Source organism: Petralouisia muris (assembly GCF_004793545.1).
Lineage (GTDB): Bacteria > Bacillota > Clostridia > Lachnospirales > Lachnospiraceae > Petralouisia > Petralouisia muris.
Genome location: NZ_SRYA01000078.1, coordinates 1 through 21,652 on the forward strand (window position 1 = coordinate 1; position 21,652 = coordinate 21,652).

Here is a 21,652-nt window from a genome sequence, read left to right on the forward strand (position 1 = left end):
TTGAACGGGAAACCTTTAAACGCATAAGAAACAACTCCAATCTCTTTATATTTTAGCACATCACGTAAAATCACGCAATATATATAGGTAAAATTTGACAAAAAAATACAGGCTTTATAAGGCCTGAAGGATGTTTGGCTTTATTCAACTGTCAAACTCCCGTGTGCTGCTAAAAACCATTGGCGGGGACGGCAAAAATATATTTTCACTCAAAATATCACAAGATAATGAAAAATTTAACAAAGTTAAAAAAGCCCCTTGAATTTTTCACTAATATTAGTTAGAATATAGACAAGTTGGGTAATATATCCAAAGAAAAAACAAATTCATTCAAAATTAGGAGGAATTAACATGTCAGTAAGAGTAGCAATCAATGGTTTCGGACGTATCGGCCGTTTGGCATTCAGACAGATGTTTGGAGCAGAAGGGTACGAAGTAGTAGCAATCAACGATTTAACAAGTCCTAAAATGTTAGCACACTTGTTGAAGTATGATTCATCTCAGGGAAAATATGCATTGGCAGACAAAGTAACTGCTGGTGAAGATTCCATTACTGTAGATGGAAAAGAAATCAAGATTTATGCTTTCCCAGATGCAAATAACTGCCCATGGGGAGAATTAAAGGTAGACGTTGTTCTGGAGTGCTCTGGATTCTACACCTCCAAAGACAAAGCACAGGCTCATATCAACGCAGGCGCACGTAAAGTTGTTATCTCTGCTCCGGCAGGAAATGATCTTCCTACCATCGTATTCAATACTAACCATGAGACATTGAAGGCAGAAGATACCATTATCTCTGCAGCTTCCTGCACCACCAACTGCCTGGCTCCTATGGCTGACGCTTTGAACAAATACGCTGCAATCCAGTCCGGTATTATGTGCACCATCCATGCTTACACAGGGGATCAGATGACATTAGACGGACCTCAGAGAAAAGGCGATCTGAGAAGATCCCGTGCAGCAGCAGTGAATATTGTTCCCAACAGCACAGGCGCTGCTAAGGCAATCGGCCTTGTTATTCCGGAATTGAATGGTAAGTTAATCGGTTCTGCACAGCGTGTACCGACTCCGACAGGTTCTACCACAATCTTAACCGCAGTTGTTAAGGGCAATGACGTAACAGTAGACGGCATCAATGCAGCTATGAAAGCAGCAGCAAATGAATCTTTCGGATACAATGAAGATGAAATCGTATCCAGCGATATCGTAGGAATGAGATTTGGTTCTTTATTTGACGCTACACAGACCATGGTTTCCAAGGTTTCAGATGATTTATTTGAAGTACAGGTTGTTTCCTGGTATGACAATGAGAACAGCTACACAAGCCAGATGGTTCGTACAATCAAATATTTCAGTGAATTAGCATAAGAATTGATACCTATACTGCACGGCAGACTGCTTTTTTAAGCGATAGGCTGCCAGAGTGCAGATACAGAATTGTTCTAAAGTAAGTATTCGGAACGATTCCCAAGACTCAAGAAGGGTCCGGTCTTTTAAGGACCGGGCTCTTTTTGCTGCACACAGCGCTGAAAGTTGTCAGCGAGATTCCATTTTATAATCAAGCAGGAGGAAATGTATTATGTCTTTAAATAAAGTTTCAGTAGATGACATCAATGTAAAGGGCAAACGGGTTCTTTGCAGATGCGATTTTAACGTGCCTTTGAAAGAAGGAAAAATCACAGATGAGAACCGTCTGGTGGCAGCGCTTCCTACCATCAAGAAATTAATTGCAGACGGCGGAAAAGTAATTCTCTGCTCTCACCTGGGCAAACCCAAGGGAGAACCCAAACCAGAATTATCTCTGGCGCCGGTGGCAGCAAGGCTTACCGAATTGCTGGGACAGGAAGTGAAATTTGCCGCTGATCCGGAAGTAGTAGGCCCGAATGCTAAGGCAGCTGTGGAGGCTATGAAAGACGGAGAAGTTATCTTACTGGAAAATACCCGTTATCGTGCAGAAGAAACCAAAAATGGCGAAGCCTTCTCCAAGGATCTTGCTTCTCTCTGCGATATTTTTGTAAATGACGCATTCGGAACCGCTCACAGGGCTCATTGCTCTAACGTAGGCGTATCTGAATTGGTGGACACTGCAGCAGTTGGATATTTGATGCAGAAAGAAATTGATTTCCTTGGAAATGCAGTAGAGAATCCGGTAAGGCCCTTTGTTGCAATTTTAGGCGGTGCGAAAGTGGCAGATAAGCTGAACGTTATCTCTAACCTTCTGGAGAAATGCGATACTTTGATTATCGGCGGCGGCATGGCTTATACCTTCTTAAAGGCTCAGGGCTATGAAATCGGGAAATCTTTGGTAGACGATACGAAGGTAGATTACTGTAAAGAAATGATTGCAAAGGCTGAGAAGCTTGGCAAGAAATTACTTCTTCCAGTAGACTCTGCAACCATTACAGAGTTCCCGAATCCCATTGACGCTCCGGTAGATGTTATCATGTATGATGCAAAAGATATGCCTGCAGACCGGGAAGGATGCGATATCGGACCGAAAACAGCAGAGATGTTTGCAGAAGCAGTAAAATCTGCAAAAACTGTTGTATGGAATGGGCCTATGGGCGTATTTGAGAACCCAACCCTTGCAAAAGGAACCATTGCAGTGGCAAAAGCACTGGCAGAAACCGATGCAACTACCATTATCGGCGGCGGCGATTCCGCAGCAGCAGTAAACCAGTTGGGATTCGGCGATAAGATGAGCCATATTTCCACCGGCGGCGGAGCTTCCCTGGAATTTTTGGAAGGCAAAGAGCTTCCAGGCGTGGCAGCGGCAACCAATAAATAGAACTGTGGAAGACAAAAGCGCCTGGCTGCTTTTATGGCATTTGTGGAAACAGGCGGACTCTGTTAAAATAAAATCTAAGAAGAGGATAAGATTATGGCAAGAAAGAAAATTATTGCAGGCAACTGGAAAATGAACAAAACTCCAAGTGAGGCAGTTGCTCTGGTAAATGAACTGAAACCGTTGGTGGCAAATGAGGATGTGGATGTGGTATTCTGTGTGCCGGCCATCGACATTATTCCTGCAATGGAAGCTGCAAAAGGCTCCAACATCAACATTGGCGCAGAGAATATGTATTTTGAGGAAAGCGGCGCATATACCGGAGAAATCGCTCCGAATATGCTGACAGACGCAGGAGTAAAATATGTAGTAATCGGCCATTCAGAGAGAAGAGAATACTTTGCGGAGACAGACGAAACGGTGAATAAGAAGGTTTTGAAGGCGTTTGAGCATGGCATTACGCCGATTATCTGCTGCGGAGAATCTCTGACACAGAGAAAACAGGGCATTTACATTGACTGGATTCGTATGCAGATTAAGATTGCGTTCCAGAATGTAACGGCAGATCAGGCGAAGGGCGCAGTGATCGCTTATGAACCAATCTGGGCAATTGGAACTGGCGAGACAGCTACTTCCGATCAGGCAGAAGAAGTATGTGCAGCAATTCGCGCCTGCATCAAAGAAGTATATGACGAGGCAACTGCAGAAGCAATCCGCATTCAGTACGGTGGATCTGTAAATGCTGGAAATGCAGCAGAATTGTTCTCCAAACCTGATATTGACGGCGGACTGGTTGGCGGAGCTTCTTTGAAGGCAGATTTTGGCAAGATTGTTTGCTACAATAAATAAGACGGGTTATCACCGATAAGGGAGACATGTAAAACTCACTTCAGGATATGGGGAACCATAGCTGAAGTGAGTTTTTTGCTCTGGAAAAATAATAAACAAATCTATGCAATCTGGATATGTCTCAAAATATTTTGAAGATCCAATTCGTAAGGAGTGGATAAATCTAAAGAATAGGATCTATCAGTGTTATATTGAAGAAAATTTTTCTGAAATTTGAATTAAGTTATTTTAAATAGCTGGCGGTGAATACGGCCAGCTTAAGTTGTCCCCCGCTCCACCACAGAAACCGGCAGCACAACATGCTCCGACAGACGGGACTCCTGCTGGAACTGCCGAAACAGCAAATCAACGGCGTGTTTTGCCATAATCTCCGGATCCTGGTGCACGGAAGAAAGCGCAGGATAACACTGACGGCACACGGAGGCGTCGTCAAATCCAATCACTTTTACCTGTCCCGGCACATCCAGTCCATTCTGCTTTAACGCCTGCAGCGCACCGCTGGCCCGCAAATCACTGGAAGCGAAAATCCCGTCAAAATCTATTTTCTTTTTCAAGGCGTAACAAATCAAATCCCGTGACCGTTCGTATGGGCGATCCGGATGTTCTATATCCAGGATAAGTTCTGGATTGACAGGAAATCCATAGTCCTTTAAAGCGTCCTGATAACCTCTGCGGCGGGACTGGATGACGGAGGCCTGATGATTCCTGCCCAGAAACAGGATTTTTTGACAGCCTTTTTGAATCAGCAGCTCTGTCGCCATGTAGCCGCCGATATAATTGTCGGATTCCAGGCAGAGGAACTTACCCGGAGTCTGGGGAATCCGGTCGATAAACAGCACTGGGAATGCCGCAGAACCGGCCAGAGAAACCAGTTCCGGGGAACCTAAGAAAGAAATTACGGCAGATGCCTTTAAGAAGGTCAGCCCCTCAAAACAAAACCGCTCCCGGGATGGATCTTCATTGGTGCTGCTGATAAAGCAGTGAATGCCCTTTTCGTATAGTTTCTGCTCTAAGCATCGCACAGTTTCTGCAAACCATTCGTTGGTCAGGTCAGGCACAAGGATGCCGATTCTTGGAGCGTCTGAATGGCCGGTGGAATAATTCAATTCCTCTGCAATGGACATGATCCGCTGCCGGGTCTGTTCGGAATATCCTCCCTGCCGGTTCAGGACACGGGATACAGTGGCTGTGGAACATCCGCTTTTTGCGGCAATATCTTTCATAGAAATGTCTTTGCGTGGTTTCATAAGGCTCCTTTCTTTTTGCGTATCGCATAAGTGTATGATAAGAAATAAAAAGTCTCTTTTACCATTTCGGCGTTTTATAAATCTGAAAATTTTCTTCCATAGGACAGGAGTTTTATAATTGGAATCTGAAAATTTCTGCCATAGGATATACGTTTTGTATCTTGGCTTTGAAGTCTATTATACAGAATAATCATCAAAATGTAAAGCATGATAAGTAACGTTACTTAAAAATAAATGAAAAATTACGGAAACATCCATTGACATCCCAAAAAAAGCAGATATAATAGGAAGTGAAACAAGATGATTATGGGAAATAAAGTAATATTACGCAATCAGGAGGAATGAAACAATGATTACAGCAGCATATGTGGGTTTTGGCGTCAGCGTTCGGGAATATCATATCCCTTATGTGGAAAAGGATGAACGGATCAGGATAAAATATGTTTTCCGCCGGAAGGAGGATATCTCGCAGAACGAAGCATATGAACCCTTTTATCCGGAAATTGCCTTTACAACGGATTTTGAAGAGATTTTAAAAGATGACGAGGTAAATCTGGTGGTGGTGAGCGCGCCGGATGAATTTCATGTGCCTTATGCGAAACGGATATTGGAAGCTGGAAAACATGCCCTGATTGAAAAGCCTTTTTCCAAGACGTCGCAGGAGGCCCGGGAAGTGTTTGATTTGGCAAAAGAAAAAGGTCTGATTTGCATGCCCAATCAGAACCGGCGGTTTGACGCAGATTTTCTTGCGCTGAAGGAAGTGCTGGAGAGCGGGAAAATCGGACGGCTTGTGCGCCTGGAAAGTCATTACGATTACTTTAAGGAGAATGGCTGGTACGATCATCTGGGGACCTTGTATAATCTGGGAGTACATACCATCGATCAGGTGATCAGCCTGTTGGGAATGCCGGATGGGACGTATTTTGACGTGAGAAGCATCCATCATCCTGGAGTTGGAGACGACTATTATGATTTGGAATTTTATTATGGCAATGCGAAAGCTTCTGTTCATACAAGCATGTGCGTATTGCTGGATTATCCCCGTTTTACCATGCATGGAACGAAAGGCAGCTTTACTCTTCCGCCGGTGATTCATAATTCCGGGAAGAAAAAGGAAGTGGGACGCCATGTGATCCGTCGGGAACCGGCTCCACAAGAGCGGTGGGGCACCCTTTGCTATAAAAACGAAGCTGGAGAAACTGTTACGGAAAAGGTTCCGGTGGGCTGTGCCCGGTATGAGAAAATTTATGACAGTCTTATTGGCGCCATCGAACAGGGGGAAGAGAAGTGTGTCAAAGATGAAGAGGTCATAAAGGTGCTTGAGATTTTGGAAGAAGCAACAGAGACTGCGAAATCTCATAAGCAGTAGAAAAGAATTCGGAGGCGATTTCCGTCTCCAAGAGAAAACGTTAGCTGCTGTATCAGTGCGGCAGATGAGAAAAGGAGAAACAGAATCATGAAAGAAATCAGGCTTGGAACCATTGGAAGCGGTATGATTGTCCATTCCATATTAGATGCAGTTCGGGTGACGGAGGGAATTATCTGTGGGGCAGTTTATTCCAGAACTCTGGAAAAAGGCCAGGAATTAGCAGAACAATACGAGGCGTCCAAAGTGTACGTCAATCTGGAGGAAATGCTTGCAGATGAAGACATTAACTTTGTTTATGTGGCGTCTCCCAATCTTTTGCATTATGAGCAAACCAAAGCTGCGCTTCTTGCCGGAAAAAATGTCATCTGTGAGAAGCCCTTCTGTACCAGGGCAAAACAGGCAAGGGAACTTGTGGATCTGGCAAAAGAACGGCGTTTGTTTTTGGTGGATGCAGTTCCTACAGCGTTTTTGCCAAATTTTGAAATATTAAAACAGAAACTGTCAGAGATCGGCAAAATAAAGCTTGTGCTCAGCAATTACAGCCAGTATTCCAGCCGCTATGACCTTTTAAAAAAAGGAGAGATCCCCAATGTTTTTAATCCGAAGTTCGGCGGCGGCTGCCTGATGGATATTAATTTCTATAATGTATATCTGAATGTGGCCCTGTTTGGAAAACCTCGGGAATTTGTTTATTTTCCCAATCGTTACAAAAGCCTTGTGGATACTTCAGGCGTTCTTGTGATGCAGTATGACGGATTTGTCAGCCAGTCCGCCGGGGCGAAGGATACCTGGGGAGTGAATTCCGTGCAGGTGGAAGGGGAAGAAGGCTATATTTACATCAAAGACGGCAGCAACGGACTTGCAGAGATTCAAGTGGTAACCAAGGAAAAGGAAGAGGTTTTCAACTGCCAGGAAAATTCGAACCGTTGGTTTTACGAAGTGCAGAATATGACGAAGATGATTTTAGAGGATGATCATGCCCAAAATGACAGGAACTTAGAGGTGATGATGGAAGTGATAGAAGTTTTGGAATCTGCCCGGAAGGAGGCGGGAATTCTGTTTCCAGGGGATGAAGAAACAGCGTAAGGGAGTTTTTGCAGATGGAAAATTTGATTTTCCTGAGATAAAACGCCATAGGAGATGGAGGAATATGAGTGTGGACAATTCATATATAATCGGCATTGATATCGGCGGCACTAATTTCAGAATTGGCGCTGTAGATTCGTCATGGAATACGCGTTCTTTTCGGAAGATTCCGGTAAAAGACGTATTCTGTCAGGAAAATGCCCTGGAGGCTCTTGCAGAATATTTAAAACGCTACCTTTCCGATCTGGATGGGAAATCCGCAGCCATAGCAATCGGCCTGCCCGCCACTTTAAATCGGGAGCGGACGGTGCTTTTGCAGGCTCCGAATCTTCCCAACATGGAAAATATTCCCATGGTGCGGGAGCTTTCCGGGATTTTTTCAATTCCTGTTTATCTGGAGAAGGACGTCTCCATGGCTCTGTTTTATGACAGGCGAAAATATGGTATTCCGGACTGCGAAATACTGGCAGGCTGCTATTTTGGCACAGGAATCGGCAATGCAATTATGATAAACGGCCGTATTCTGGCAGGCAGGAATGGGACGGCAGGAGAACTTGGACATATTCCGGCAGACGGCAGCGAGATTCCCTGCGGCTGCGGAAATACTGGCTGCATGGAGAATCTTGCAGGGGGCAAATATCTTGCATGGCTTTGCCGTGAAACATATCCGGATACACCCATTGGCGAATTATTTTCCAAACATCCGAAAGATAAGCTGCTGCTTCAGTTTGTGGACAGAATGGCAGCAGCCGTGGCTGCGGAAATCAATATTTTAAATCCAGATTACATCATCATCGGCGGTGGAGTTCCCGCCATGAAAGATTTTCCGAAGGACTATCTGGAACAACAGATTCATGTCCATGTCCGCAAGCCGTATCCGGAACAGGATCTGCAGCTTGTGTTTGCAGAAGATGAAGAAGATAAAGCTGTGATCGGAGCAGCGCTGTATGCTGCAGAGCATATAAAATAAGATTCTTTTCAAAGCTTAAGGAGGTTATGAACTTGGAAAATGAAAAAAACAGAAATTTCCTGAAAATTGCCCTGCTGCAGATTGCGCCCTGCAAAACGCTGAGTGAAAATCTCGAAAAAGGGATCAAAGCCTGCAGGCAGGCCAAAGAACGGGGAGCTGATATTGCCTTGTTTCCGGAAATGTGGAGCAATGGATATCGTATCTATGGCCGGCCCGCAGAGGAATGGAAAGCAGAAGCCATTGACGCTGCCGGTGATTTTATTCAGGCCTTCGGCGGCCTTGCAAAGCAGCTCCGTATGGCGGTTGGCATAACCTTTCTTGAAAAATATGGGGACAGTCCCCGCAATTCATTTGTTCTTTTTGACAGGTTTGGAGAACGGAAGCTGAGTTATGCGAAAGTTCATACCTGTGATTTTGACACAGAACGAAATTTAACGCCCGGGGAAGATTTTTATGTCACAGAACTGGATACCGCCTGCGGTGGGGTCAAAGTGGGCGCAATGATTTGCTATGACAGGGAATTTCCAGAAAGCGCAAGAATTTTAATGCTGAAGGGTGCGGAGCTTATTCTTGTCCCCAATGCCTGTCCTATGGAAATCAACCGGATTTCGCAGCTTCGTGCCAGGGCCTATGAAAATATGACGGCCATTGCCACCTGTAATTATCCGGAAAACGTACCAGACTGCAACGGCAATTCAAGTGTTTTTGACGGTGTGGCATATCTTACGGAGTTGGAAGGCTCCCGGGATACCTGCATTCTGCAGGCGGAAGGAAAAGAGGGAATTTATCTGGCGGAGCTTGATTTAAAACAGCTTCGCAGTTACCGCAAAAAGGAAGTTCACGGCAATGCTTACCGCCGTCCGCAAAAATACGGGCTTTTGATGGATGTAAACATCTGTGAGCCATTCATCCGGAAAGACTATCGGGAGTAGAGTGTTCCAATGCATAAAAGGATTGCTGGAAGGAATAGTGGTTGAGAAGTGCCGCCAGGCAGTATATAATTTGAATACAAAGGTGAATGTATTTTGGAAAGGGCAGAAAAAGGAGAAAAGTATTTATGGGAACTTATCTAAATCCTGGAAATCAGGGATTTGGGGGGAGGGGATCAGGAATGATATTTATGTAGATAAAAGCGGGCTGATTAATTTGGTTAATCAAACAATTGTTAACTTCTTTTATCAAACGAAAAGTAACCGAAGAACTTTCAGATGCATATTGTGGGTTGAAAACAGATGAATCTTTCTCTACAACTCTGATTCGCACTGCAGAATTGACAGGCATGTTACCGATAAAAAAAGACGGTTCACAGTCTGCCGTTTCTGATTTTCAAGAATATTCCATGGTTTGTCCCATGGAATTTGCCCGATATGAAGGCTTTACGGAAGCAGAAGTAAAAAAGCTGTGTACAGAAAATGAGGAAATCCAGTTGGAATTTGCCAGGGCAATTTGTGAGGTGAAACGGGATGATACCATCCGGCGCAGCGATTGCTCAGAAAAAAGAAAAAAGATATCCGTCTGCATTAAGCGGGTATGGCGGGAGAATTTTGCTGGTGGGCATTTCCTAGTGCGCGCTCCTTGTATATATTGAAATAATTTGAAAAATATTGAATACTTCTGATAGCATTCACAGAGAATGCCTTCAGAAGTATTTTTTTTGCATTACAGAAAACCGTTGCTTTGAAGGTTAACTGTTTTGTCTGTGTTCGGTGCTGTATCAGGCAATTTTGTGAAATAAAATGAAATAATTGGAAAATTTATGAAATTACTATTGTGCATAATACATAAAAATCATCCGTTAAAATTTTATAATATGCTGAAAAATATGAAACATATTGACAAAATATGAAAATAATATTATCATAGACACAACAAGTTGAAAATATTTAAAAATATTTGACAGAAAACTGGAATACGGGAGGAAAGAAAATGAATTATGCAGGAAGATTTAATTCTTTCATATTCAAAGGCCAGAATGTGTATGACGCCATTGAAGCTTATAAGAATATGGAAGGAATCACCCATCTGGAGTTTAATTATCCGGAGCATATCGAAGGATATGATCTTGCAGAACTGAAGAAGGCCATGCATCCGCTGAAGGTAAACGGCCTGGCTCTCAGGTGGCGGAATGAGTTTTTGGACGGGGATCTGACCAATCCCGATGAATCCCTGCGGCAGAAGGCAATCAAGATTGCGAAGGATGCGGCAGATGTCTGCCGGGAGCTTGGGGGCAGTGTGATTACTTTGTGGCTGGAAAACGACGGATTTGATTATCCCTTTCAGATGGATTATGAGAAATGCTGGAAGCAGGTGGTGGAAGCGGTGAGAGAAATTGCGGACTATGCCCCGGATATCAAAATCAGCATTGAGTATAAGCCCTTTGAGGAACGGGAATTTGCCATGATTGACAGCGCAGGCATGACCCTTTATTTGATTCATGAGGTTGACCGGGAAAATGTGGGGTGCACGCTGGATTTCTGCCATATGCTGATGAAGCATGACAGTCCGGCTTATGGGCTGGCGCTGGCGGCGGCAAAAGGAAAGCTGTTTGGTTTACATATGAATGACGGGTACGGCTGGAAAGACAGCGGATTGATTTTCGGCTCTGTGAATTTTACCCAGTCGGCGGAATTTATCTATTATCTGGAGCGGTATGGGTATGACGGCGTAGTGTTCTTTGATACCTTTCCCATTCGGGAGGAATCTAAGGCGGAATGCCGTGCCAATATAGCCGCCTTTGAGTTGATAAAAGAAAAGGTAGACAGCATCGGCGTGGAAAAAATCAGCAAAGTAGTATCAAAGCATGACGGAATCAGCGCACAGAACCTGATTCTGGATATGATGAAATAACGCAAAAGCGGTATCGAAGCATGACGGAATCAGACTGCAGAATCTGGTTTTGGACATGATAAGATAAAGGGAAGGCCAAAGGGGAAGACGGGCGGCAAGAAAGGCGGCGCGTCAGAAAGAAGGCGGCGGACCCAGGAGCAAAACATACAATACAAGGAGGATTCAGCAATGAAAAAGAAAGTTTTAGCAGTTCTGTTAACAGCGGCAATGGCAGTGAGCCTTACGGCCTGCGGTACCAACGACGGTGGAAATTCCGCCAATGACGGTTCATCAAATCAGACCCAGGAGTCGTCTAACGATGCGTCTGACAGTGCAGAAGAACCATCCGGTGAAGGAGCTGACGGCGCAGAAGGAAATGACGCTGCATCAGATGACAGCGAAGGATTTAACCCGGACAAGGCGGCAGACGCCATGACCATTGAAGAAGTAAGGGAAAAGAACGGCGCAGAGGTTCCGGTGGATGCAGATAAGAAGCTGGGCGTGGTGATGAAGTCCCTTTCCAATGAATTCTGGCGTACGCTTCAGGAAGGATATGAAGCGGCAGCGGAGGATACCGGCCTGAAAATTGATATTCAGGCAACCACAGATGAAAGTGATGAGACGGGACAGCAGACCATGACGGAAGCTTTGACCACTCAGGGCGTAAACGCTCTTTTGATGAGCCCTATTTCTGATTCTAACCTGACTTCCGCAGTGGAAAGTGCAAATGATGCAGACGTTCTTACGGTAAATGTCAATGACGGCCTGATTGCAGAAGCCAACCATTATGTAGGCCCCAACGCTTATATGAATGGTCAGCTGGCGGCAGAATGGATTTCCAATAAATTGGGAGACGAAGGCCAGGTAGCGATTGTGGTAGGTATGGCAAAAGCTTTTGCGGCAAGAGAGCGTACCGCTGGTTTTAAAGAGTGGATTACGGATAACAATTCCAAGCTGGAAGTGGTGGCAGAGCAGAATGCAGACTGGGATCGCCAGAAAGCAAAAGAGCTGGCAAATACATGGATTACCCAGTATCCGGATCTGAAAGCAATTTTCTGCAACAATGACGATATGGCCCTTGGCGTGGTAGAAGCAGTGGAAGAGTCGGGAGCTGACATTCTGGTAGTAGGCGTTGACGGCATTGGGGAAGCGTATGATTCCATCCGCGCCGGCAAACTGGACGCTACGGTAGATTCCTTCCCCTTCTATATGGCGCAGGTGGCGGTGGAATGTACCCTCCGTTCCCTTGCAGGCCAGGAGCTTCCCAGTGCGGTGGCAACGCCCCAGGCTTTGATTGATTCTGAAAATGTAGATACGGACGCAGCGGAAATCATCAACTGGACTGCACCCGCTTATCAGAAATAAATCATTACAAGTGCTGGAAGGGGAAACCCTTCCGCACTTTTGCAAGGAGGAAGGAACGGAATGGGAAAAGCAGTAGAATTTGTAAAAATCAACAAGTATTTTCCTGGCGTACATGTTTTAAAAGACATTTCCTTCTCTGTGGAAGAAGGAGAAGTGCATGCGCTTTTGGGGGAAAACGGGGCAGGAAAATCGACCATATTAAATATACTTCACGGGGTATATTCCGAATATGAAGGAGACGTGATTCTCCATGGAAAAAAAGTTGCTTTTAAAAATCCCAACGACGCCATATTAAATGGCAATATATCAAAGGTCCATCAGGAAACCATGGTGGTGGAGGAGTTGACGGTGGGGCAGAATGTAACCCTGGGATATCAGCCTAAAAAGGGCTTGTTTATCGATTTCGGCAAAATGCACAGAGATGTGGACGAGATTTTAGAGGAGCTGAACTGCCGGTTTCGCTCCAGAGACATTGTCAGGACGCTGACGGCAGGGGAAAAGCAGATGCTTGCCATTGCAAAAGCCATTTACCACCACTCCAATATTATTTCCCTGGACGAGCCTACTGCATCCCTGACCTCGAAAGAGACAGAGGCGCTGTTTGCAGTCATCCGGAAATTAAAAGCGGACGGAATCACTATTTTGTATGTCAGTCATCATCTGGAAGAGATTTTCCAGATTTGCGACCGGGCGTCCATCATGAGGGACGGGGAATATATTCAGACCTTGGAGATTAAGAATACTACGGAGGACGAGCTGATCCACGCGATGGTGGGAAGAAGCGTTTCGGCAGTGGCTTCCAGACTGAAACCCTGTCGGGCAAAAGACGAGGTAGTGCTGAAGGTGGAACATCTTTCTGATAATGAGGGAAAGTATAAGGATGTAAGCTTTGAGCTGCATAAGGGGGAAATTCTGGGCTTTTACGGACTGGTGGGCGCGGGAAGGACAGAGGTGATGCGGGTGCTTGCCGGCGCAGACCGGAAAATCAGCGGAAACATATATTTAAAAGGAAAAGAAATCAGAGGAAGCTGGAATTCCACGAAAGCGCTGAAATATGGAATCGGCATGCTTCCGGAGGATCGGAAAACCCATGGGTTTAATAAATTGGACTCCAATTATAATAACATAGCTATTTCCAGCCTGGAAAAATACATGTCAGGGGTTTTTACCAGCGATGGGAAAAAATTAAAGAATGCAGAGCATTTCTTTCAGGAGCTTGACATCCATCCCAATAAGCCGGACTATCTGACGGTCAATATGTCCGGTGGAAACCAACAGAAAGTAATTCTTGCTAAATGGATGTCAACGGACATTGACGTTATTATTTTTGACGAGCCCACCAAAGGCGTGGATGTGGCGGCGAAAGCAGAGATTTACCGGCTGATGGAGGAACTGGTGGAAGAGGGCAAGAGCCTGATTGTGGTATCCAGCGAGCTTCCGGAGGCTATGGGGTTGAGCGACCGGCTGATTGTCATGAGCGAAGGCCGGATTACAAAAGAACTTACAGACCGGGAAGGGTTTGATTCAGATGCAATTTTGAATTATGCGATTGGAGGGAATTAATGATGAAGGCGATTTATACAAAATATAAACGGGAAATTCTCGTATTTCTTGCAACGGTTATTTTGGGCGTTGTGTTTACGGCGCTGAATCCGAATTTTCTGATGTGGAGAACCATGCTGACGATTTTCCAGCAGATGGTGTTAAACGGCTTGCTGGCAGTGGGAATTATGTTTGCCATTTTAACTGGGGGCATTGACCTTTCCATTGGATGTACGTTTGCCATTGTGGGCATTGCGGTAGCTAATTGCTGTGTCAAAGGGATGAATCCGTTCCTTGCTATTCTTGTGGGGCTTTTTGTAGGCGTTGTTCTTGGCGTGTTTAACGGATTTTTGGTAACGAATTTAAAGCTGCAGCCCTTTATCGCTACCCTGGGCACCATGAGTTTGTACCGAGGCATTGCTTATGTGGTAACAGGCGGTGCGCCTGTCACAAATGTGCCGGACAGCTTTCGCAATATTTTTAACGGTCAGCTTCCTGGGGGAATCCGTTATTACGTTATTGTAATGATTGTTGTCTTTGTCATTGCCCATGTGATTCTGTCCAAAACGAGAACCGGAGATTATCTGTATGCGGTAGGCGGAAATGAAGAAGCCGCAAAACTTTCCGGCGTAAACGTTATAAAAACCAAATATATTGCCTATATTGTAAGTGGAGCCTGTACGGCAGTGGCAGGTCTGGTAATGCTGGCAAGCCTTGGTTCCGCGGAAGCTACCGCAGGCATCGGTTATGAGACTAACGCCATTGCGGCAGCGGCAATCGGAGGCACGTCTATGGCAGGCGGCCGGGGAACAGCACTTGGAACTTTCTTTGGAGCCCTTCTGCTTGCAGTGCTGAAGGTGGGAATGGTAGTTATCAATGTGGATTCTTTCTGGCAGTATGTGGTAACAGGTCTTATCATTATTGTTGCTTCTTACTTCGAGTTCATGAAAGGAGACATTGCGGCCTTCACTGCCCGTCACAAAAAAGCATAAAAATTATCCCGGCGAAAGAAACGGCGGACAGCGGCTTTCTCTGGGCCGGGGCGAAAGGAGTATGTCATGCGAGATAAAATTACAGTGGTTGGAAGCCTGAATTATGATATTGTGTTAAAAATTCCCCGTCTGCCGGAATGCGGGGAAACTCTTCCGGCAGATGACGCTGCCTTCAGTCCGGGCGGAAAAGGGGCCAATCAGGCAGTGCAGGCGGCAAAGCTGGGAGTTCCTGTTCATATGGTGGGATGCGTGGGGACAGACGCCCATGGGGATGTCCTGCTGGAAGCGGCCTGCAAATACGGCGTGGATACCGCCCATGTCCGCAGGTGCGGGGAGCCTACCGGTATGGGAGTCATTAACGCCATGGAAGATGGGAGCGTGTTTGCCTGTATCGTTCGGGGCGCCAACTTTGCGGTGACAAAAGAGGATATTGACCGGGCGGAGGAGATTTTAAAGGAGACTTTTCTTGTGGTTCTCCAGATGGAGATACCTCAGGAAATCAATGGGTACGCGATAAAAAAGGCAAAGGAATGCGGCTGCAGAGTTCTTCTGAATGCAGCTCCGGCGGAAGAAATACCTCTGGACTATTTGCAGATGTGTGATATAATAGTTCTGAATGAGGTAGAAGCAGGGTTCTACCTGAACACAGATGTAAAGAACGAGGAAGATGCAAGGAAGGGTGCGGCTTTGCTGGCTGAAAAGTATGGGACGGATATCATCATAACCCTGGGGAAAGCGGGGGCTGTTGTTTCGGAGCAAGGCGATGTCACATTTATTCCTGCCAATAAAGTGGAGGCTATAGAGACTACAGGGGCAGGGGACAGCTTTATTGGCGGCGTGGGATATGCCCTGAGGAATGGCCAGAGCTTAACGGACGCCTGTAAATTTGCCGCCTGCTGCAGTGCTGTAACGGTCTGCCGCCTGGGCGCGCAGGATTCCATGCCTTTTCTTGAGGAAGTCGGAAAACTGGCGGCAGAGTAACAGTCTGCCGCCTGGGCCCATAGAGTTCCATGCCCTTTGGGTATCGTTCCTTACAGGAATAAATAATGGAAGGGATGGAACTTATGATACCTTATCAGAGAAGGACGCAGATGCTTCAGCTTCTGGAAAAAAGCGAGGTAGTTTCACTGGATGATTTCTGCAAAAAACTGCAGGATGTTTCGGAATCTACAGTACGGAGGGATTTGAAAACACTGGAAGCGGAAGGGCAGATTATCCTTCTTCGGGGCGGCGGTGCCCGTCTGAAAAAAGGTTCTTATGAAGTTCCTATGAATTCCAAATCCATTAAGAATGTCAATGAGAAGGAGAATATTGCAAGATATGCGGCCGGCCTGGTAAAGGACGGAGAGTCTGTTTATCTGGATTCTGGAAGCACCGTGCTGCGCATGGTGAAATATCTGAAACATAAGGATATAACAATTGTCACCACCAATGCGATGATTTTTCCGGAATTGCAGGAGACGAAGCTGAAATGCTTCCTGGCAGGCGGGGAAATTAATGTTTCCAGCGCTTCCATTCTGGGCACCAAGACCAACAGTGATTTGCAGAGAATGTATTTTGACAAAGCGTTTCTTGGAGCCAATGGTTTTTCTGATAAGGCAGGCATCAGCACCCCGGATTTGCGGGAAGCGGAGAAAAAACAGATTGTCTGTCGGAACGCTACAGAAGCCTATGTGCTGCTTGACAGCAGCAAAAGTGGGAGAAATACCTTAAGTAAAGTGTTTGAGCTGGGAGAGGTTACGATTATTTCTGATAAAGAGACGGATATGCTGCTTGCCAGCGGAAATTATATCGTTGCAAAATAGAAAATTTTTGAATCATGACATACAGTTGTCACATTTCTTTTGATAGAATGAAAATGTCAAAAGAAATGTGACAATTTAATTCATACAAAGATTCATAGTTTGGTGGGTCTTGCAGAGGAGGAAAAAGATATGGTGGAATCCAGATGCCTTTTTCCGACAACTCACTATTGAAATAAAAATCAAAATCGTTGTTACAAAAAACATTCTTATCGCGCTGGTCTGCGCAGATGAATCCTAAAAATTATTTATAAAAGTAAAAACCATGCATATACTTTTAAAACAAAATAAAAATCATATTAAAAACTTTTGAAATAACAATTGACAAAGCGGCGAAAAGCTGTTATTATAACAATACAAACTTTCGTAACAACAATTTTCAAACCAAAAGACTTTTAGAATGAAAGCAGAAGGTTGCAGAAGTAAAAAAATATGATAGAATGGAAAGGAGCAGATAAATGATAAGATGAACAGATGGAAACGCAGCCGCGCGCCGGCTGTGGATTCCAAGGAGGTAGAAACATGGATTCAATGGAACGGCGCAGGAATATCATTGTAGATTTAGTCAATCAGAGCGGAACCATCAGCTTTGCACAGCTGAAGGATAAGGTTCCCCATATATCAGAAATGACACTGCGCACAGATTTGAAAGCTCTTGATGAAGCAAAAAGAATTGTCCGGGTGCACGGAGGAGCCAAATCCGTAGATGTAGTAATCGGAACGGATGGGATGTTCAGCCAGAGATCCGTACAGAATACAGAAGCAAAGCAGTTGATTACCCAGAAGGCCCTGGCGTTTATCCAGAAGGACACTACGATTTTTCTGGATTCCGGCAGCACCACCACAATGCTGGCGTCTTGTATGCCGGATCAGTCCAACCTGATTTATACCAATTCCCTGACTTGCGCAGTGGAGCTTTGTAAATTAAAGCAGCCAGCGGTGCATGTCCTGGGAGGGAACATCAACCGGTACAGCATGAGTGTATGCGGAGTCCACACGGTCCAGGATGTGTCGAAAATCAATTTTGACCAGGCGTTTCTCGGAGTTACCAGTTACTGCAGTCAGATAGGATTCAGCTGCGGGGTAGATGAAGAGACTGTTTTGAAACGGACAGTGATCCATCGGGCGGAACAGAGGATTTTTCTGATGGATTCTTCCAAAGTGGGAGTGAAAAGTACATATACTGTCTGCGGGTTAGAGGGCGTGGATGTGATTATTTCAGACGGCAGGCTGCCGCTGGAATTCCAGGAGGAGTGCAGAAGGCATAACGTCCGGATTATCTGACAGACCGCGTCAGCAATGAGATTTTCCTGAAAAGTGAGGAAAGGATCATCTGCAGACTGTTTTCAGAATTGTTTTATCAGGAGCGAACCAAGGGAAAGGAGTAAAAAATGAAAAACGGCGTTCAGCGTTTTGGTAAATTTCTCTCAGCAATGATTATGCCAAACATCGGTGCATTGATTGCATTCGGTTTCCTTGCTGCTTTTTTCAACAGCAGAGGATGGCTTCCCCATGAAGGGTTTGCAACGATTTTTTCAGCAATTTTAGTTTATTTGATTCCAATTTTGATTGCGTCAACCGGAGGAAAGCTGATTGGCGGCGACCGGGGAAGCGTGGTGGCTTCCATTGCAGTGGTAGGCGCAATTATGAGCGACCCGGACACCACAATGCTGATGGCGGCCATGATAATGGGCCCTCTGGCAGGCTTCTGCATCAAAAAATTTGATGAAGCCATGGACGGGCGCATGCCGGCAGGCTTTGAGATGCTGATTAACAATTTTTCTGTCGGTATCATCGGCATGCTTCTGGCAATGTTTGGTTTTTTGGCGGTAGGGCCTTTTATGAACCTGATTTTGGGAATTTTATCCGGAGGGGTAAATTTCCTGGTGGAACGCAGTGTGCTTCCACTGATAGCAATCTTTATTGAGCCAGCGAAGGTGCTGTTTTTGAACAATGCCCTGAACCACGGTATTTTCACGCCGATTGCAACAGCCCAGGCGGCAGAAACCGGAAGCTCCATTATGTATATGCTGGAAGCAAATCCAGGCCCAGGCCTTGGCGTACTTTTGGCCTATATGTTCTTCTGTAAGGATCAGGAAACCAAGCAGTCCGCGCCGGGCGCAGTGATTATTCACCTGTTAGGCGGCATCCATGAAATCTATTTCCCGTATATTCTGATGAATCCGCTGGTAATTGTAGGGCCGATTCTTGGAAATATGGCTGCAATCTTCTGGTTTAACCTGACAGGCTGCGGACTGGTAGGGCCGGCTTCCCCAGGTTCCATCATTGCATATCTGATGATGGCCCCAGGAGATAAAATGTTCCAGATTATCGTAGGCGTAGTAATTGCTACTGCAATTTCCTTTGTGGTTTCTTCTGCGGTTGTCCGCATGTCCAAGGGCAAGAGCCTGGAGGAAGCTCAGGAAGAAATGGCCAGCAGGAAAGCGGAAGCAAAAGGAACAGCAGCGCCTGTTGCCATTGCATCGGCAAAAGACGTGAAAAAGGTAGTGTTTGCCTGTGATGCAGGTATGGGCTCTTCTGCGATGGGCGCCACCAAGTTCCGAAACAGAGTGAAAGCTCAGAGACCGGATTTGACAGTAATCAATACATCGGTGGACACCATTCCCCAGGACTGCGATATTGCAGTTGTTCAGGTCACACTGGTAGACCGGGCAAGAAAATGCGTGCCCCATGCACAGATGGTAACTATTAATAATTTCCTGGCAGACCCGGCGCTGGATGCTTTGTATGCACAATTGACCGCAGTGGGCGGACAGGAAGGCGGTTCCGCTCAGCCTTTGGCAGGTAAGGGAACAAGGCCGTCAGCAGACGGTACAGGAAGCGGCCCGTCTCAGTCCGCTGCAAACACAGAAGCGAAGTCCTCTGCAGAGAAAGGAAAAGAGATTTTGGTAAGAGAGGGCATTCAGCTGAATTTACAGCCGGTTTCCAAGGAGGAAGCGATTCAGGCAGCCGGAGAGCTTTTGACAAAATTAGGTTATGTGGATGCGTCCTACATTGACGCTATGCAGGAAAGGGAAAGACTGGTCACCACTTATATGGGGCTTGGCGTGGCAATTCCTCACGGCACCTCCCAGGCCAAGGGGACCGTGAAGAAAACAGGTATTGTAGTGATGCAGTATCCTCAGGGCGTTTCCTTTGGAGAGGAAAAAGCGCAGCTTGTATTCGGCATTGCAGGAGTTGGCGACGAGCATCTGGAACTGCTGGAAAAAATTTGCGGAATGTTAGAAGATGAGGACGTATTAGAAGAATTCAAGAAAACCAATAATATTGACTGGGTATTAGAAAAATTGAAATAAGAAAGAATAAAAGAAGGAGGCAGCATTATGAAAGTAAGAGGCGTCAGATTATATGGAGTAAACGATATCAGGTTAGAGGAATTTGAACTTCCTGAAATCAAAGAGGATGAAATTCTGGTAAAAGTAGTCAGCGACAGTATTTGCATGTCCACCTGGAAAATGGTGCAGGCAGGAAAGAACCACAAACGCGTGCCGGAAAATGTGGCGGAGCATCCTGTCATTATCGGCCATGAATTTACCGGAGACATTGTAAAAGTTGGTTCCAAGTGGAAAGACCAGTTCCATGAGGGCAAAAAATTTGCGCAGCAGCCGGCCATTCCGGGCCAGATGGAATCTCCGGGATATTCCTATGAATATTTCGGCGGAGCAGCCACCTACTGTATTTTCCCAAATGATGTGATTGAGAAAGGCTGCATCTGGGAATATGAAGGGGACAGCTATTTTGAAGCTTCCTTAGGTGAGCCTATGAGCTGCTGCATCGGCGGATACCACAGCAATTACCACTGCGAGCACCTTTCCTATGAACACAAAATGGGAACTTTAGAAGGGGGAGATATCCTGATTCTCGGCGGATGCGGCCCCATGGGGCTTGGAGCGGTCAGCTATGGCCTCACCTTTGAAAATAAGCCAAAACGCATTGTGGTAACGGATATCAATGAGGCTAAAATTGCCCGGGCAAAGGAAGTGATTCCGGAATCTGAGGCAGCGGAAAAAGGCGTGGAGCTTCATTATGTCAACACAGCCAATATGGAAGATCCGGTGGCAGAACTGAAAGCCATTACCGGCGGGAAAGGATACAGTGATGTATTTGTATACGCTCCGGTAAAAAGCATTGCAGAGATGGGGAATAAGCTTCTGGCAGAAGACGGCTGCATGAACTTCTTTGCAGGGCCTACGGATACACAGTTTTCTGCAAACATGAATCTGTATGACTGCCATTATGCAAGGACAAAAATCATGGGCTCCACCGGAGGAAATACCGATGACATGAAAGAAGCCATTGAGAAATCTGCCAAGGGACTGATTAACTCAGCAGTTATGGTAACTCATGTAGGCGGTATGGATTCTATCGTGGAAACCACCAAGAACCTGCCCAATATCCCAGGCGGCAAGAAACTGACCTATACCCAGTTTGACATGCCCATGACAGCCATTGAAGATTTCGGCAAATTAGGGGAGAAAGATCCCTTCTACAAAGAACTGGACGAGTGCTGCAAAAAGCATAAAGGACTGTGGTCTAAGGAAGCGGAGGATCTGCTGTTTGAGCATTTTGGAGTGAAGGCTTAAAACGGGAAATACAAAATCAAAGAGATGAAATAATAGATGTAAGAAAAGACAGTCTGTGCGGGGCATAGGCTGTCTTTTCCGAATTCCTATCTGCTAAAACAACGCGTCGTTTTGTAATGTTTCATTCAAATTGCACTGTAAAAGACGTTTTCCTCCAAGATATTACTACGGCTATTAAAAATCGACATTTTTAATAGCCGTATTTTTCAATGTAT

Annotated in this window: 18 protein-coding genes; 17 read left to right on the top strand and 1 reads right to left on the bottom strand. The window is 45.6% G+C overall.

The window, feature by feature from the left end; all coding sequences use genetic code 11:
- The first annotated feature begins 351 nt into the window (after positions 1–351).
- From gap to tpiA, 3 genes are all read left to right on the top strand, one after another.
- Positions 352–1,368, top strand: a complete 1,017-nt coding sequence (gap, locus tag E5329_RS23620; RefSeq protein ID WP_135991750.1) for a type I glyceraldehyde-3-phosphate dehydrogenase — start codon at positions 352–354, stop codon at positions 1,366–1,368.
- 211 nt (positions 1,369–1,579) lie between these two features.
- Complete coding sequence (locus tag E5329_RS23625) at positions 1,580–2,788, top strand: phosphoglycerate kinase (protein WP_135991751.1); 1,209 nt, start codon at positions 1,580–1,582, stop codon at positions 2,786–2,788.
- A gap of 93 nt (positions 2,789–2,881) precedes the next feature.
- Positions 2,882–3,634 (top strand): triose-phosphate isomerase, encoded by a 753-nt coding sequence (gene tpiA, locus E5329_RS23630; protein WP_135991752.1) that lies wholly within the window; start codon positions 2,882–2,884, stop codon positions 3,632–3,634.
- Positions 3,635–3,891: 257 nt separating this feature from the next.
- On the opposite strand, the gene E5329_RS23635 is transcribed toward tpiA, so the two are convergent.
- On the bottom strand, positions 3,892–4,881 hold the full coding sequence (locus E5329_RS23635) for a LacI family DNA-binding transcriptional regulator (protein WP_135991753.1): 990 nt from the start codon (positions 4,879–4,881) through the stop codon (positions 3,892–3,894).
- 349 nt (positions 4,882–5,230) lie between these two features.
- Here E5329_RS23635 and E5329_RS23640 point away from each other — a divergent pair, with 349 nt between their 5' ends.
- The 14 genes from E5329_RS23640 to E5329_RS23705 all read left to right on the top strand — a co-directional run bounded on the left by E5329_RS23640 (position 5,231) and on the right by E5329_RS23705 (position 21,437).
- A complete protein-coding gene (locus tag E5329_RS23640; RefSeq protein WP_135991754.1) occupies positions 5,231–6,250 on the top strand; it encodes a Gfo/Idh/MocA family oxidoreductase in 1,020 nt (339 codons plus the stop codon).
- An 87-nt stretch (positions 6,251–6,337) separates the two neighbouring features.
- Positions 6,338–7,336: a Gfo/Idh/MocA family protein gene (locus E5329_RS23645; RefSeq protein WP_135991755.1), complete on the top strand. Its 999-nt coding sequence runs from the start codon at positions 6,338–6,340 to the stop codon at positions 7,334–7,336.
- Positions 7,337–7,400: 64 nt separating this feature from the next.
- On the top strand, positions 7,401–8,306 hold the full coding sequence (alsK, locus tag E5329_RS23650) for an allose kinase (RefSeq protein ID WP_168356745.1): 906 nt from the start codon (positions 7,401–7,403) through the stop codon (positions 8,304–8,306).
- A gap of 32 nt (positions 8,307–8,338) precedes the next feature.
- Positions 8,339–9,238: a carbon-nitrogen hydrolase family protein gene (locus tag E5329_RS23655; protein ID WP_275443666.1), complete on the top strand. Its 900-nt coding sequence runs from the start codon at positions 8,339–8,341 to the stop codon at positions 9,236–9,238.
- Positions 9,239–9,585: 347 nt separating this feature from the next.
- The gene (locus tag E5329_RS23660; protein WP_135991758.1) at positions 9,586–9,894 is read left to right on the top strand and encodes a hypothetical protein; all 309 of its coding nucleotides are present in this window, start codon (positions 9,586–9,588) and stop codon (positions 9,892–9,894) included.
- 338 nt (positions 9,895–10,232) lie between these two features.
- Positions 10,233–11,153, top strand: a complete 921-nt coding sequence (locus tag E5329_RS23665; protein ID WP_135991759.1) for a sugar phosphate isomerase/epimerase family protein — start codon at positions 10,233–10,235, stop codon at positions 11,151–11,153.
- Positions 11,154–11,321: 168 nt separating this feature from the next.
- Complete coding sequence (locus tag E5329_RS23670; RefSeq protein ID WP_135991760.1) at positions 11,322–12,497, top strand: sugar ABC transporter substrate-binding protein; 1,176 nt, start codon at positions 11,322–11,324, stop codon at positions 12,495–12,497.
- A 60-nt stretch (positions 12,498–12,557) separates the two neighbouring features.
- On the top strand, positions 12,558–14,060 hold the full coding sequence (locus E5329_RS23675; protein ID WP_135991761.1) for a sugar ABC transporter ATP-binding protein: 1,503 nt from the start codon (positions 12,558–12,560) through the stop codon (positions 14,058–14,060).
- Positions 14,060–15,031: an ABC transporter permease gene (locus E5329_RS23680; RefSeq protein WP_275443667.1), complete on the top strand. Its 972-nt coding sequence runs from the start codon at positions 14,060–14,062 to the stop codon at positions 15,029–15,031. Before E5329_RS23675 ends, E5329_RS23680 begins: the two co-directional genes overlap by 1 nt.
- A gap of 66 nt (positions 15,032–15,097) precedes the next feature.
- Positions 15,098–16,012: a ribokinase gene (rbsK, locus tag E5329_RS23685; RefSeq protein ID WP_135991762.1), complete on the top strand. Its 915-nt coding sequence runs from the start codon at positions 15,098–15,100 to the stop codon at positions 16,010–16,012.
- A gap of 65 nt (positions 16,013–16,077) precedes the next feature.
- Positions 16,078–16,836, top strand: a complete 759-nt coding sequence (locus E5329_RS23690) for a DeoR/GlpR family DNA-binding transcription regulator (protein WP_275443668.1) — start codon at positions 16,078–16,080, stop codon at positions 16,834–16,836.
- Positions 16,837–17,355: 519 nt separating this feature from the next.
- Positions 17,356–18,117 carry a DeoR/GlpR family DNA-binding transcription regulator gene (locus E5329_RS23695; protein ID WP_135991763.1) on the top strand — a complete coding sequence of 254 codons (762 nt, stop codon included), beginning with the start codon at positions 17,356–17,358 and terminating at the stop codon, positions 18,115–18,117.
- Between the two features lie 107 nt (positions 18,118–18,224).
- The gene (locus E5329_RS23700) at positions 18,225–20,150 is read left to right on the top strand and encodes a PTS mannitol transporter subunit IICBA (RefSeq protein WP_135991764.1); all 1,926 of its coding nucleotides are present in this window, start codon (positions 18,225–18,227) and stop codon (positions 20,148–20,150) included.
- Between the two features lie 27 nt (positions 20,151–20,177).
- Positions 20,178–21,437 (top strand): zinc-binding dehydrogenase, encoded by a 1,260-nt coding sequence (locus E5329_RS23705; RefSeq protein ID WP_135991765.1) that lies wholly within the window; start codon positions 20,178–20,180, stop codon positions 21,435–21,437.
- Positions 21,438–21,652 lie beyond the last annotated feature (215 nt).

Coding starts and splice junctions, on each gene's coding strand:
- gap (WP_135991750.1), top strand. CDS start 352: ATGTCAGTAAGAGTAGCAATCAATGGTTTCGGACGTATCGGCCGTTTG.
- E5329_RS23625 (WP_135991751.1), top strand. CDS start 1,580: ATGTCTTTAAATAAAGTTTCAGTAGATGACATCAATGTAAAGGGCAAA.
- tpiA (WP_135991752.1), top strand. CDS start 2,882: ATGGCAAGAAAGAAAATTATTGCAGGCAACTGGAAAATGAACAAAACT.
- E5329_RS23635 (WP_135991753.1), bottom strand. CDS start 4,881: ATGAAACCACGCAAAGACATTTCTATGAAAGATATTGCCGCAAAAAGC.
- E5329_RS23640 (WP_135991754.1), top strand. CDS start 5,231: ATGATTACAGCAGCATATGTGGGTTTTGGCGTCAGCGTTCGGGAATAT.
- E5329_RS23645 (WP_135991755.1), top strand. CDS start 6,338: ATGAAAGAAATCAGGCTTGGAACCATTGGAAGCGGTATGATTGTCCAT.
- alsK (WP_168356745.1), top strand. CDS start 7,401: ATGAGTGTGGACAATTCATATATAATCGGCATTGATATCGGCGGCACT.
- E5329_RS23660 (WP_135991758.1), top strand. CDS start 9,586: ATGTTACCGATAAAAAAAGACGGTTCACAGTCTGCCGTTTCTGATTTT.
- E5329_RS23665 (WP_135991759.1), top strand. CDS start 10,233: ATGAATTATGCAGGAAGATTTAATTCTTTCATATTCAAAGGCCAGAAT.
- E5329_RS23670 (WP_135991760.1), top strand. CDS start 11,322: ATGAAAAAGAAAGTTTTAGCAGTTCTGTTAACAGCGGCAATGGCAGTG.
- E5329_RS23675 (WP_135991761.1), top strand. CDS start 12,558: ATGGGAAAAGCAGTAGAATTTGTAAAAATCAACAAGTATTTTCCTGGC.
- E5329_RS23680 (WP_275443667.1), top strand. CDS start 14,060: ATGATGAAGGCGATTTATACAAAATATAAACGGGAAATTCTCGTATTT.
- rbsK (WP_135991762.1), top strand. CDS start 15,098: ATGCGAGATAAAATTACAGTGGTTGGAAGCCTGAATTATGATATTGTG.
- E5329_RS23690 (WP_275443668.1), top strand. CDS start 16,078: ATGGAAGGGATGGAACTTATGATACCTTATCAGAGAAGGACGCAGATG.
- E5329_RS23695 (WP_135991763.1), top strand. CDS start 17,356: ATGGATTCAATGGAACGGCGCAGGAATATCATTGTAGATTTAGTCAAT.
- E5329_RS23700 (WP_135991764.1), top strand. CDS start 18,225: ATGAAAAACGGCGTTCAGCGTTTTGGTAAATTTCTCTCAGCAATGATT.
- E5329_RS23705 (WP_135991765.1), top strand. CDS start 20,178: ATGAAAGTAAGAGGCGTCAGATTATATGGAGTAAACGATATCAGGTTA.